The sequence below is a fragment of the Geodermatophilus sp. SYSU D01176 genome (genome assembly GCF_054050015.1).
The window spans coordinates 173440-186167 of sequence record NZ_JBJGYN010000001.1 but is presented as its reverse complement, the minus strand read 5'-3'; the positions used below and the strand labels follow the sequence as shown (position 1 = coordinate 186167).

Below are 12728 nucleotides of genomic sequence, written 5' to 3'. Positions count from 1 at the left end.
GGTGTCGTGGACCAGCTGCTCGCCGCCCTGGACGCGCTCGCCGTCGAGGACCTGGCCCCGCTGTTCGGCCCCGCGCTGCTGGACCGGCTGCGCCCGCTGCTGGCCGCGCAGAACCGGCTGGCCGCCGAGATCGCCCGCACCGTGCGCGAGGCCGAGGTGCCCGGCGCCGCCGAGGGCGACGGGCTCAAGACGATGGGCTCCTGGCTGCGCGGGCACGGGCACCTGTCGGAGGCCGAGGCCGCCCGGGTGGTGCGCGCCGGCCGAGCCCTGGCGCACCTGCCGGCGATGGCCGCCGCCTTCGCCGCCGGCGACATCACCGGCGAGCAGGCCGCGGTGCTCGGCCGGATCGCCGACCCGCAGCGCGTGGCGGCCGCCGCGGAGCAGGACGTGGACCTGGCCGCGGTGGACGCGGTGCTCACCGGCGTCGCCCGGCAGCGGCCGCACGCCGACACCGCCAAGGCGGTGGCGCACTACCTGGACCGCCTCGACGACGACGGTCCCGAGCCCGACCCCACCGAGATCCGCCGGCTCGTGCTCGCCAAGCACGCCGACGGCAGCATCACCGGCCGGTTCGATCTGGACGCCGTGGGCGGGGAGAAGCTGCAGGCCGCGCTGGAGGCGCTGGTGCAGGCCGGCCGCGCCGCCGGCGACGAGCGCACCCGGGCGCAGCAACAGGCCGACGCGCTGGTCCAACTGTGCGACAACCAGCTGGCGGCGGGCTCGCTGCCGATCCTGCGCGGGCACAAGCCGCAGGTGATCGTCAAGATCGACCTGGAGGACCTGGCCGACCCCAGTGTGGGGGTCGGCGCCGGCGAGATGGGGTTCGGCGCCACGATCTCCGCCGCGCGGGCCCGCTGGCTGGCCTGCGACGGGCAGGTCACCCGCATCGTCATGGGCCCCGACGGGATGCCGCTGGACTATGGCCGCACACTCCGCCTCGTCCCACCCCACGTCCGCCGGGCCGCCGAGGTCCGCGACGGGGGATGCGTGTTCGCCGGCTGCGCCGCCCCGACCTGGTGGTGCGACGTGCACCACCTGATGGAGTGGATTAACGGCGGCCCCACCGACCTGGCCAACATCGCCCGTCCTTAAGCCCACCCCTCGGATCGTCGGTGGATGCGGCGAACCGCCTCGTAGGATTCGGGGCGACCCCGAGGGATTGTGATCAATGAGCCTCCTGCACGTCCGTCAGATCGAGACCTTCCTGCGCAGTGCTTACACAGCAGAGCTGTGGCAGGACACTCTTGACGACTCTCACAACCTCTCCCGCCTGCTTGCTCGCTACGCCATCGACCTGTCCATGGGCGAACGGGCCCGGGATGGCTCGGCACTGGTTGAGATCACGGACTCCGGGGGTGACCGTGGGATCGACGCGATCGCCGTCGACCCGACGACGTCTCTCGTGGTCGTGGTGCAGTCCAAGTGGCGCGGAGACGGCTCTGGCTCCGTGGACCTGGGCTCAGTGCTGAAGTTCCTCGACGGGGTCAGAGCTCTCTTGGACATCGGTGCCACGGGACCGTCGGGGTGTTCCGAGACAGCACGGGAAGCCGTGCGGCAGGCCATGCAGACTCCCGGTGGCCGTCTGCGCATGATTGTCGCCACTACTGCGAGCAATGACCTGTCGGATGAGGTTAAGCGCCCAGTTCTGGACCTGCTCGAAATCCTCAACGACGTGTCGGAGGATCACCCCATAGCGGACTTCTCCTGTCTGACACAGTCGGCCTTCTTTGAATCCCTTGCCCGACCAGCCAGGACAGCAATCGACCTTGACATTCCCGTACTGGACTGGGGGCGGACCACGGATCCCGCAGTCGCGTACTACGGGCGAGTCAGTGCCTTGACTGTAGCTGAATGGTTCCAGCGGCACGGATCCGACCTTTTTGCGGAGAACATCCGCGTCGTCCTGCCACGCTCGGAGATCAACGAGGGAATCCTGCGAACCGTACGCGAGGATCCTGAGCGCTTCTGGTACTACAACAACGGCATCACCATCCTGGCAACCAGGATCGAGAGAAGTCTTGCTGGTTCAGCCAATAGGGATGCCGGCTTCTTCAAAGCCGTTGACGCTAGCGTGGTCAACGGAGCGCAGACGGTAAGCACCCTAGGCAGGGCCCTCTCCGGAGGTGAGGACGAGGCCCTTGGGCGCGCCTATGTGTCGGTGCGCTGCATCGAGGTAGCCGAGGATAGCCCCGAGTTGGCCCGTCGGATCACGCGATTCGCCAACACGCAGAACGTCGTGTCCTCGCAAGACTTCGTCTTCCTGGACGAGGAACAGCATCGACTGGTCAAGGAGCTTCGACTGCTCGGTTTTGAATACCTGCTGAGGTCAGGCGAGGTTCCTACCCTGCGCGATCGCAGCAAGGTGATCGATGTACGCATGGCCGCCGTGGCTCTAGCGTGCGCGTCACCGTCTATGGGGCATGCCGTTACTGCGAAGCGGGAAGTTTCCCGCCTCTTCGACCGTGAATCGGGTCCTTATAGCGCGCTGTTCAATCCCAGCGTCAACGGATTGCTCGTCCATCGATCCGTTGAGGTCGTTCGGAGGGTTGACACAATTCTCGATCAAGAGAGTCGCGCTGGCGAGGGTGTCCGCAGCGGAGTGGCCGTGCACGGCAACCGTGTCATTGCGCACGTGTTGCTCAAGCGTCTGGGTCGCGCCAGGCTTCTTGATCCGAGCTTTGACTTCGCGACTGCCAGCGGAACCATCGAGGAAGGTGCCGTCGCCCTACTGGCGAAGCTGGCGGACGTGTTCCCTCCAAACAGCTATCCGGGAAACGTCTTCAAGAACCAGAGCCGCTCGGCCGAGCTTGTGGCCGCCGCAGAGTCGCAGCCGGAGAGCGCGGCGAGTTGACGAGGTAGTCCGGCATCGGAGTAAGGACCGCTTGGCTGATGGGGGTCCGGGGGCGTTTTTCCCCCCGGACCCGCAGCTGCCTGCTGCGGTCGTTCCACTTTGCTGACCGCAGCCCGGCGGCGGTCAAGGGTGCCGGAGGCACCGCGTAGCGGCGCGGAGCGCCCTTGACGGGCGCGTGCCTGAGTCGGGGACGGGGTAGGGCGCCGGAGGCGCCCCTTGGGAAGCCTGCGAATAGGTACCCCACCGCAGGTCAGAGCCACGTTGGACGACAATCCAGGTTCATGCCCGCAGCAAGGTACGTTCACGGCTGTGAACCGCTCTCAGAGGCGCGCCGCCGAGCGGCGCGCGGCCAAGCACCGCCCGAGGCCGAGCCTGCGGGTCGAATCGCCGCCACCGGCGGCGCAGCCGCCGAGTGGGGCGAGAGTTGAGCCTGCGCCGGTCGCTCCGGCAGTCAGCGAGGTGGACGTGCTGGTGCGGCTGCGTCGGGCGGCCCAGCGGCGCGCCGCCGCCGAGCGGGAACTGGTGGATGCGATGCGGCAGGCCCGAGAGGCGGGGCTGTCGTTCGCGCGGATCGGCGGCGCGGTGGAGGTGTCGGCGCAGGCGGTGCGCCAGCGGCTGCTGCGCGCCTGATCCGGGTTTGTCGGACCCCTCGGGCAGACTGGGCGGCGGCGCGGAACAGTCGTCGGGTCACCCACTCGGGCCCGGCGGCGGGTAGGACCCCAATCCCCGCGTGCTGGGCCTCTTCAGAGTCGAGTGGGCGGCACCCTGCTGATGCCGGAGCAGGAAACGAGCCGAGGGCGTAGGCGCCGGGGTCGATCCCTACTGGATCGACGCCCGGGAGTGCGCCGTGTACCGCTGTTGTGTCCCCTCGCCTGGTCGGTCGCCGTGGCGACGCTGAGCCGCGAACAGGTCGCCGCCTGGCTGGCCGCGTCCTGTGCCGAGCAGGGCGTGCCGGTACGGGTCACCGATCCGCAGGTGCTGGGCAAGGTGGCGGCGCTGCTGGCGCCCGGCGGTGGCGGACCCCGACCCCGCGCGAAGCGCGGGTAGGGGCCCGCCCCGGCGGCACCTCAGATCCGCCAGACCGCCCGCACCCGGCTCGGGTCCAGGCTGCGGGCGCCGGGCTGGCCGGGGGCGATGACGGCGTGGTCGAGCACCGCTGCGACGATCGCCGCCTGCCGGGTCAGGCTCAGCTCCGGCCACCGCTGCCGCAGCTCGCCGCCGTGGCCGGGCAACCCCGCGAGGGCATCGGTGCCGGTGGCGGCGGTGAGCTGCCGCTGGCGCTCACGCATCCGAGCCTCGATCGGCTGGCGGGCGGCGCGCCACTCCCGGGCGCTGATCTCCTGCTTGCCGAACATCACCGCCAGCTCGTCGAGCTGCTCGGAGTCGGCGGCCAGGCCCTCGCTGAGCTCGGCGGCCAGCGCGTCGCCGCCCCGGCCGGTGAGCACCTCGGCCAGCTCGGGGCTGTCCAGCCGTTGCATGACGGCCTCGGTTAGCAGCTGCTCGAGCGGCTCGGCGACCACGGTCAGCCGCCCGCAGCCGCCGTGGTCAGGTCCGGACAGGCACACGTAGCGGCGGCTGTTCTCGCGCGGGGAGGCGTAGAGCTTGCCGCCGCAGCGGCCGCAGCGCAGCAGCCCGGACAGCACGTAGCGGCGCGGCGTTCGGCGGCCGGTGAGGGTCTGCTCGGCCATTCGGGCCAGCACGCGGTCCCGCTCGGCCGGGGGTATGACCGGCTCCCAGGCGGCCGGGCCGATCACCTCGCCGCGGTGCTCGCGCAGCCCGGCGATCCGCCCGGAGCGCAGCAGGCCGCGCAGCGTGGGGCTGCGCCACTCGCCGCCGTTGACGGTGCGGATGCCCTCGGCGTCCAGCCAGGTGCACAGCGAGCGCAGGCTCTCCCCGGCCACGTACCGGGCGACCAGCTGGCGGATCACCGCCGCCTCGTCCGGGCGGACGGTCACCTTGTCCGGCTCGTAACCGAACGGGCGCTGCGCGCCGCCGTGCGGCCGGCCCTCGGCGGCCAGCTGGTCGAGCTTGCGGCGCACCCGCCGGCTCTTGGCCGCTGACTCGTTCGCCGCCACCGCCGCCATGATCCTCCCGATCAGCAGGCCGTCCCCGGTGCCCAGGTCCATGTCCCCGGCCACGAACCGCACCTGCCGCACCCCGGCGGCGTCCACCGTGGCCACGAAGGTCTCCAGCTCCACCGGGCGGCGGGTCAGCCGATCCACGTGATAGCAGATCACCGCGTCCCGCAGGCCGTCGACGACGTCGGCCAGCAGCTGCTCGTAGGCCGGACGGCGCTTGCCGGAGTAGGCCGACAGGTCGTTGTCCACGTACTCCTGCGCTACCGGCCAGCCCAGTTGGTCGGCCAGGCGGCGGCAGTCCTCTAGCTGGCGCGCCACGCCCAGCGCCCGGCCCTCGGTGTCGCTGCTGATCCGGGCGTACACCGCCGCTGCCCTCACCGTCGTCACAAGGGGGCAGACTAGCGATGCGTGGTGGACGCCGCGCTGCTGTGCGAGCGGCACCACACGAAGGTGCACCACGGCTTCCGGATCCAGCGGCAACCCGACGGCCGCTGGCGCACCTGGCGCCCCGACGGCACCGAGATCCTCACCGGACCCGGCCGCACCGGACCGCCACTAATCACCGCCGCGGCCTGATCCGACCGACGACGCATGCCGAGGCCGCACCACCTCAGGTCGTGCGGCTCGGCATGCGTGCACGCAGCGATGAGCGCCCGAGCGCTTCACTGCGTGGCCCACTCCTGGTGCGGTCCACGGTGGACGGCCGCGTGGATCTGGTCGCCCAGGTGGTTGGCGCACTGGTCGGTCGAGGTCCCCGAGAACGGACATCCTTCACGACACAGCAGCACGTCGTCCTGCAGGCCCGCGTCGTGCAGGGGTGGCGCCGTCCGCTGCCGCCGGCAGGGCGCGCAGGGTCAGGGGACGATCGGCTCGACGTCCCGCGTGCAGAACATGCAGACCGTGGCGTCCACCGGGATGAAGCTCTTGCAGTGGTCGCACTCCCGGCTGCCCTGGGCGCCGGCGGTCTCCCGGCCGGTCGCGCGGCGGACGGCCTGCACCAGGAACATGATCGTCAGCGCCAGCAGCAGGAAGGACACCAGCGCGGTGAGGAACGAGCCGTAGCGGATCTCCGCGCCGTTCACCGTCAGCACCAGGGCGTCGAAGTTCGGCTCCCCGAAGATCGCCGCGACCAGCGGCAGGATGACGTCGCCGACCAACGACTCGACGACGGTCGCGAAGGCCGCCCCGATCGCCAGGCCCACGGCCAGGTCGATGAGGCTGCCGGAGAAGGCGAAGTTGCGGAAGTTGGTGAGCAACGTGCGCACGGGTCCTCCTGGCGGGCCGACGGCCGCAGCCTAGGACCGGCGGACGACGGGTGCAGCCCGCGCAGGACCCCGCAGCGCGGCCAGGGTCCGGCGCACGCCCTCCTCGTACGGGGTCGGGGTCAGCCCGAATGCCCGGGCCGCCCGGCTGCCGTCGACCACGAACGGCTGCTGGAACTGGTACACCATCTCGGCGCCCTCGCGGGCCAGCGGGACGACGTGGCCGAGCGCGCGCACCCGGGCGCTCCCGTGCCGCACGAGCCGCAGCCGGGTGCCCGCCTGCCGGCACGCCTCGGCCGCCAGCGCCCGGCCGGTGGTCACCCCCGGGTGGGGCACGTGCCACACCGCCGCGTCGGAGGTGTCCTGCGTCCCGGCGGCGGCCAGGGTCGCGGCGAAGTCGTCGACGAACGTGGGCGTCAGCGGCAGGTCGGGGTCCCCCAGCCACTGGACCGGCCATCCCCGCAGAGCCGGGCGGAACACGTTGCCGGCGACCAGCGACCGGACGCCGGGCCCGTAGAGCTCGCCCGCGCGGACGACGCCGACCGGCAGCCGCCCGGCCGCGCCGGCGCGGAGGATGCGCTCGGCGATCCAGGCGCGCAGGACGCCCTTGCCGCTGACCGGCCGCCACGGGGTGTCCTCGGTCATCGGTCCGTCGACCCGCCCGTACATCCACGTGTCGTCGGCGTACACCAGGCGTGCCCCGACGCGGGACGCGGCCTCGAGCAGGGCGTCGGTGACCACGGGGAACCCGCTCGTCCACCGGGCGAGCACCGGCATGACGCAGTGGTAGACCGCGGCGGCGTCCCGGCAGGCCACCGTCAGGCCGCCGACGTCGGTCGCGTCCGCCGCCGCCGTCTCCACACCGGGCGTGCCGACGTCCCGGCCGTCGCGGGTGACCGCGCGGACGCGGTGCCCCGCCGCGTGCAGGTGGGCCACGAGCCGCCGGCCGGTCGCTCCCCCGGCTCCCACCACGGCGTGGACGTCCGCGGAACCAGCACCCCTGACCACCGCGGCCGGGGTGGGTCCGCTCACCGCGCGCCCCGCCAGGCGGCCGCGACCGCCCGCGCGGCCCGGTCGACGTCCGCCTCCGTCGTGGACCAGTTCGACACCGAGACGCGCATGAGCCGCATCCCGTGCCAGGTGGTGGCGCCCATCCAGCACTCACCGGAGCGCTGCACCGCGGCCACCACCGCGTCGGTCGTCGCGTCGTCGTCCCCGAACCGGACGAGCACCTGGTTGAGGACGACGTCGTTGACCACGGCCGCGCCCTCGACGGCCGCCAGGTGCGCGGCGAACCGGCGGGCCAGCGCGCAGCACCGCGCCACGAGATCGGCGACGCCGCTGCGCCCGAGCTGCCGGAGGGCGGCCCAGGTCGCGAAGCCGCGCGCCCGGCGGGAGGACTCCGGGACGTGGTCCCCGGGTGCGCGCAGGTCCTCCTGCCCCTGACCGGCCACGTACGCCGCCGTGTACGCCATCGCCGCCCGGTGCGCCTCCGGGTCGGCGCAGAACGCGTACCCGCTGTCGTACGGGACGTTCAGCCACTTGTGCCCGTCGGTGGTCCACGAGTCCGCGGCGGCCAGCCCCTCGACCAGGTGCCGGGTCGCCGGCGAGGCCGCCGCCCACAGCCCGAAGGCACCGTCCACGTGGGTCCAGGCCCCGTAGCGGTGCGCGAGGTCGACGGCACCGGCGAGGTCGTCGCAGGCGCCGGTGTTCACGTTGCCCGCCTGCAGGCAGACGATCGCCGGTCCCGGCGGGCCCTCCGCCAGCGCCCCGGCGAGCGCGGCGACGTCGATCCGCCCCTGCCCGTCGGTGGCGACGGGACGCAGGGCGCCCGCGCCGAGGCCGAGCAACCGCAGCGACCGGTCGATGGTCGCGTGCCGCTCCCCCGTCGCCACCACCCGGATCGCCGGCGCGCCGCCGAGTCCGTCGCGCTCCACGTCCCAGCCGGCCTCGGCGAGCACGCGGTGCCGTGCCGCCGCGAGCCCCACGGTGTTGGCGGCCTGCGCGCCGGTCACGAACCCGAACGACGCCGTCCCGGGCAACCCGAGCAGCTGTGCCAGCCACGCCCCGGTCACCTCCTCCACGACCGCTGCCGCCGGTGACATCACGGCGCTGAACGCCGGCTGGTCCCACGCCACGGCGAGCATGTCCGCCGCCGTGGCCGCGTCCAGGGCGCCGCCGACCACGAAGCCGAAGTACCGCGGCCCCGTCGTGGCCACCAGCCCCGGCTCCACGGCCGCGACCAGTTCCGCCACGGCCACGGCCGGGTCGGTGCCCTCGTCGCGCAGCGCGCCCAGCCCGGCGCGGACCGCGCCGGCCGGCTCGCCGGGTGGGAAGACCGCGACGTCCCCGACACCGGCGCGGTAGTCGGCGGCCCGCGCCGCCACGTCGCCGAGGAGGGTGCGCAGGTCGGTCACCGCCGGATCGTGTCCGGCCACCGACCCGGCGGGGACCCGTCGCGCTCCCCCGTCCTCCGTCGCCCCGGGCGCACGGGCTCGCCGTGACGCTGCGTGCGCGGTCGTCCCCGACGTCCGGTGTGGCCGGCCGCCGCGCCGACTGCCCCGGCCGGACGACCGGTGCCCGCGAGCGGCCGCTCACCCAGACTGGGCCGTGCGCGCCGGGCCGCGACGCGTCCCGCGCGGCGCGCGAGGAGGAGGGGACATGTCGACCAGCGGACCTCGCGGTGTGCTGCCCGACGCCGACACCGGCCACCGCACGAGGGTCGGGCAGCTCATGCGGCCCCCGGCCACGACCGTGGAACCCCGCGCGCACCTGGCCGCGGCCGCCTACCTCATGAAGCGGTCGGGCGACAGCGCCCTCGTCGTCACCACGGACGACGGCACGCGGACGCCGCTGGGGGTCATCACCGACGCGGACATCGCCCAGGCGGTCGCGGACGGGCGCGATCTCGAACAGGTGCGGATCAGCGACCTGCTCGCCCGCGGGACGGTCGGCGTCGCCCCCGGCACGCCGGTCGGGGACGCGACCCGGCTGATGCTCGAGAAGGGACTGCACCACCTGCCCGTGGTGGACGACGGAGGGCTGGTCGGCATCGTCGACATGGCGGACATGTGCCGGGCGCTGATGGCATCGGCGTAGCCCGGCGCCGGGTGCCCGGCCGCGGCTGGGGACCTTGGCCTCTACGTGGGACCGGCCCGTCATGGGGAATGCTCGACAGGCAGTGCTCCACCCGTTCCGGCGGCTCGGCCGGCGCTCGGACGAGGTCAGGAGGAGCTCCGTCGACCGGCCGGTGGACGTGCAGGGAAGCAGGATCCCATGACCGGGCTCACGCTCTCGGCGGAGACGAGGCTCGCCCGCCTGCTGGAACGGCTGCTGAACGCCGCCGAGGCGTCCCTGGCGGTGGGGGACCTCGAGCCGGCCCGGGCCACCGCCGAGGAGGTCCGCGCCGTCGATCCGGACAACCGGCGCGCCGCCCTCATCCTGCAGCGGGTGGCGGCCCGCCAGATCGGCCCGTCGGGGGAACGGGCCCTGATGACCCTGCTCTTCTCCGACCTGGTCGGCTCCACGCTGCTGTCCGAACAGCTGGAACCGGAGCAGATGCGGGACCTGTTCGCCGCCTACCGCGCGGCGGCCCGGGAGGCCGTCGGCCGGTACGGCGGCACCCTGTTGCACTACTCGGGGGACGGCATCCTCGCCGGCTTCGGGTACCCGGCCTCCCACGAGGACGATGCCCGGCGGGCGGTGCTCGCCGGCCTCGACCTCGTCGTGGCGCTGCACGACGCCCGGGGGCAGCTGGCAAACCGGTTCGGGGTGACACCCGAGGTCCGGATCGGGATCCACACCGGCCGCGTGGTGGTCACCGACCTGAGCGACGACGGCTCCGTCGCCGAGCGGGACTCGATCGTCGGCCTGGTGCCCAACCTCGCCGCCCGGATCCAGCAGGCGGCCGAGCCGGGCATGGTGGTGATCAGCGACGTCACCCAGCAGCTGGTCGACGCCGACTTCTTCCTGCGCTCCCTCGGCGAGCGCCGGCTGAAGGGGATCAGCCGCCCGGTCGAGGTCTTCGGCGTGGAGCGCCCCCGGTACGCCGCCGCCCGCTTCCAGGCCGAGCGGTACCGGAAGGCGGGGCTCGTCGGCCGGGACGAGCCCCGTGCCCGGCTGCTCGCCGCGTGGGACGCCGTCCGGCGGGGCGGGCCGGCCGCCTCCGCCGCCTTCCTGGTCGTCGGCGAGCCGGGCATCGGCAAGTCCCGGCTGGTGGCGGAGGTCCTCGACCGGGTGGAGGCCAGCGGCGGCGGGGTGCTCGGTGCGGCCTGCCTGCCCTACCACGCCAACGTCTCGCTGTGGCCGATCGCCCGGCTGTTCGAGCGGGCGTTGAGCAGTGTCGGCGAGGGCACCGACCGGCTCCCCGGGCTCGCCGACCACCTCGGCTCGCTCGGGCTGGACCCGGCGGGCGCGATCCCCCTGCTCGGCCCCCTGGCCGGGCTGGCCCCGACCCCCGAGTACCCGGTGCCCGACCTGGACCCGAGCGCCCTGCTCGACGAGACCCTCACCCTGCTCGCGGACTGGGTGACCGCCCTCGCCCGGCGTCGGCCGCATCTCGTCGTGGTCGAGGACGTGCACTGGGCCGACCCCTCCACCGTCGAGCTGCTGGGCCGGATCGCCGAGCGGCGGCCCGCCGGCGTCCTCCTGGTCGCCACCAGCCGCGACGACGCCCCCGTCCCCTGGCGGGACGCCGTCAGCACCGTGGCGCTCGGCCGGCTCGACGGCCCGGCCGCCGACCACCTGGTCGACAACCTCACGGCCGGCCGGCGGCTGGACGACGCGGCACGCGCCGCGATCATCGAGCACGGCGAGGGGATCCCGCTCTTCATCGAGGAGCTGACCCGCTCCGGCATCGACACGCAGCGGACCGAACCGATCCCGCTGCGGCTGCAGGAGCTGCTCACCTGGCGGCTCAAGGCGCCGGGGGTCGACCTGCGCGTGGTCCAGACCGCCGCGACCGTCGGGCCGACCTTCGACCCGGCCGTCGTCGCGACGGCGGTCGGCGACGCCGACGCCGTGGCCGACCAGCTGCGGGTGCTGGCCGGCGTGGGCGTCATCGAGCCGGTGGGGCTCACCGCGGGCACCTACCGCTTCCGCCACGCGCTGATGCGCGATGCCGCCTACGAGACGCAGGTGCTCGACGTGCGCCGCCGGACGCACGCCGCCGTGGCCGAGGCCCTGGCCGGGCGCGGCGCCGAACCGGCGCTCGTCGCCCAGCACCTGGACCTGGCCGGAGCGGCCCAGCCCGCCGCCGGTCGCTACCTGGAGGCGGCGCAGGCCGAGCAGGCACGCGGCGCGCACGCCGAGGCCACGCGGCTCCTCTCGCGGGCCCTCGAGTTGATGGGGACCCTGCCCCCGTCGGACGACCGCGACCTGGGGGAGCTCACCGCCCGCATGCTGCGCGGCCTGTCCGTCAGCGCGATGCGCGGCTACGCCTCCCCCGACGTCGAGGCGGACTACCGGCGGGCCCAGGAACTCGCCGCCCGGCTCGGGCGCCCGGAGGTCCTCCCCGCGCTGATCGCGATCTGGGCCTACTGGTACGCCTGCGCCCGGCTGACCACGGCCCGCGGCGTGCTCGACCAGCTGACCGCGATGGCCCGGGAGCCCGCCTTCGCCGCCTTCGGGCCGGAGGTGGCGGCGGTGACCGGCATCCACGAGATGGCCCGTGGCCACCTCCGGTCGGCACAGGAGCACCTGGCACGGGCGGAGGCCGGCTTCGCCGCCCGGCCCGCCGAGCAGCGGGTCACGCCGCTGTGGCCGCTGCCCGACGACCCGCTCGCGGGCGTGCTCGCCGCGCTCGCCCTCGTGTGCACCACCCGCGGCGAGCTCGACGAGGCCGGGCGGCGGGAACGGGAGGCCCTGCGCCGGGCCGAGGAGGTCGGCTCCCCCCGCGGCCCGGCCAGCCTCGCCTTCGCCGACGTCTACGTGGCCTGGATCCGGTACTTCCTGGGGGACGACGCCGCGGCTGCCCGCGCGGGAGCGGCGGCCGCCGCCATCGGCGAGGAGCACGGCCTCGACCTGTGGTCGGCCTACGGCGCCGCCTATGCCGCCACGGGCACGCCCGGGGGCGCGCCGGACCGGGAGTTCCTCGAGCGGGCCCTCGCGGCCCTGGAGCTCATGGGGTTCCAGTCCTTCCTCGCCTTCCACCTGGCCCACCTGGCCCGGCTGGACGCGGCGGCCGGTGACGTGGCCAGGGCCGACGAGCACCTGGCCGAGGCGTTCGCCGCCGTGCGGCGGAGCGGCGAGGAGATCCACCTGCCCGAGCTGCTGCGCCAGCGCGCCGGAGCCACGCTGGCCCGCGGCGGGGACGCCGACCGGGCGGCGGCCGACCTGACCGAGGCGGTGCGGATCGCGACCGGGCAGGGCGCCCGGCTGTCCCGGCTGCGCGCCGCCGTGGACCTCGCCCGCCTGCCCGCGGCCTCCCGGCCGGAGCACTGGCGGACCCTGCTCGCGGAGGCGCGGGCGGACCTGCCCGCCGCGACGGCGACCGCCGAGACGGCCGCGGCCGACGAGCTGCTGCGCGGGTGACCGCCG

General features: G+C 74.3%; 10 protein-coding genes and 1 pseudogene. 7 read left to right on the top strand and 4 right to left on the bottom strand.

Annotation, left to right across the window (positions count from 1 at the left end; all coding sequences use genetic code 11):
* Positions 1–6 precede the first annotated feature (6 nt).
* The 4 genes from ACI78Z_RS00865 to ACI78Z_RS00850 all read left to right on the top strand — a co-directional run bounded on the left by ACI78Z_RS00865 (position 7) and on the right by ACI78Z_RS00850 (position 3898).
* Positions 7–1092, top strand: a complete 1086-nt coding sequence (locus ACI78Z_RS00865) for a DUF222 domain-containing protein (RefSeq protein WP_457034617.1) — start codon at positions 7–9, stop codon at positions 1090–1092.
* Between the two features lie 76 nt (positions 1093–1168).
* Complete coding sequence (locus tag ACI78Z_RS00860) at positions 1169–2851, top strand: AIPR family protein (protein ID WP_457034616.1); 1683 nt, start codon at positions 1169–1171, stop codon at positions 2849–2851.
* 459 nt (positions 2852–3310) lie between these two features.
* Positions 3311–3481, top strand: a complete 171-nt coding sequence (locus ACI78Z_RS00855) for a hypothetical protein (protein WP_448610868.1) — start codon at positions 3311–3313, stop codon at positions 3479–3481.
* Between the two features lie 255 nt (positions 3482–3736).
* Positions 3737–3898: a hypothetical protein gene (locus ACI78Z_RS00850; protein WP_457034615.1), complete on the top strand. Its 162-nt coding sequence runs from the start codon at positions 3737–3739 to the stop codon at positions 3896–3898.
* Between the two features lie 20 nt (positions 3899–3918).
* Here the strand turns inward: ACI78Z_RS00850 and ACI78Z_RS00845 are convergent, their stop codons facing one another.
* Positions 3919–5316, bottom strand: coding sequence for a recombinase family protein (locus ACI78Z_RS00845; RefSeq protein ID WP_457034614.1), 1398 nt, complete (start codon positions 5314–5316; stop codon positions 3919–3921).
* A 27-nt stretch (positions 5317–5343) separates the two neighbouring features.
* On the opposite strand from ACI78Z_RS00845, the pseudogene ACI78Z_RS00840 reads away from it, so the two are divergent.
* A pseudogene (locus tag ACI78Z_RS00840) lies at positions 5344–5505 on the top strand (endonuclease); the annotation flags it as partial.
* A 278-nt stretch (positions 5506–5783) separates the two neighbouring features.
* Here the strand turns inward: ACI78Z_RS00840 and mscL are convergent.
* From mscL to ACI78Z_RS00825, 3 genes are read right to left on the bottom strand one after another with little or no spacing between them, the layout of a single operon-like run.
* Positions 5784–6194: a large conductance mechanosensitive channel protein MscL gene (mscL, locus tag ACI78Z_RS00835; protein WP_457034613.1), complete on the bottom strand. Its 411-nt coding sequence runs from the start codon at positions 6192–6194 to the stop codon at positions 5784–5786.
* A gap of 30 nt (positions 6195–6224) precedes the next feature.
* Entirely contained in the window at positions 6225–7223 is a 999-nt protein-coding gene (locus ACI78Z_RS00830) for an NAD-dependent epimerase/dehydratase family protein (protein ID WP_457034612.1), read from the bottom strand.
* Positions 7220–8608, bottom strand: a complete 1389-nt coding sequence (locus tag ACI78Z_RS00825) for a pyridoxal phosphate-dependent decarboxylase family protein (protein WP_457034611.1) — start codon at positions 8606–8608, stop codon at positions 7220–7222. The genes ACI78Z_RS00830 and ACI78Z_RS00825 overlap by 4 nt, the downstream gene beginning before the upstream one ends.
* A gap of 244 nt (positions 8609–8852) precedes the next feature.
* Between ACI78Z_RS00825 and ACI78Z_RS00820 the strand changes: the two genes are divergently transcribed.
* Together ACI78Z_RS00820 and ACI78Z_RS00815 are read left to right on the top strand one after the other, a co-directional pair.
* On the top strand, positions 8853–9290 hold the full coding sequence (locus ACI78Z_RS00820; protein ID WP_457034610.1) for a CBS domain-containing protein: 438 nt from the start codon (positions 8853–8855) through the stop codon (positions 9288–9290).
* 177 nt (positions 9291–9467) lie between these two features.
* Entirely contained in the window at positions 9468–12722 is a 3255-nt protein-coding gene (locus tag ACI78Z_RS00815) for an ATP-binding protein (protein ID WP_457034609.1), read from the top strand.
* Positions 12723–12728 lie beyond the last annotated feature (6 nt).

Excerpts from the sequence above, each read along its gene's own strand:
- ACI78Z_RS00860 (WP_457034616.1), top strand. The coding sequence starts at position 1,169 with ATGAGCCTCCTGCACGTCCGTCAGATCGAGACCTTCCTGCGCAGTGCT.
- ACI78Z_RS00820 (WP_457034610.1), top strand. The coding sequence starts at position 8,853 with ATGTCGACCAGCGGACCTCGCGGTGTGCTGCCCGACGCCGACACCGGC.
- ACI78Z_RS00815 (WP_457034609.1), top strand. The coding sequence starts at position 9,468 with ATGACCGGGCTCACGCTCTCGGCGGAGACGAGGCTCGCCCGCCTGCTG.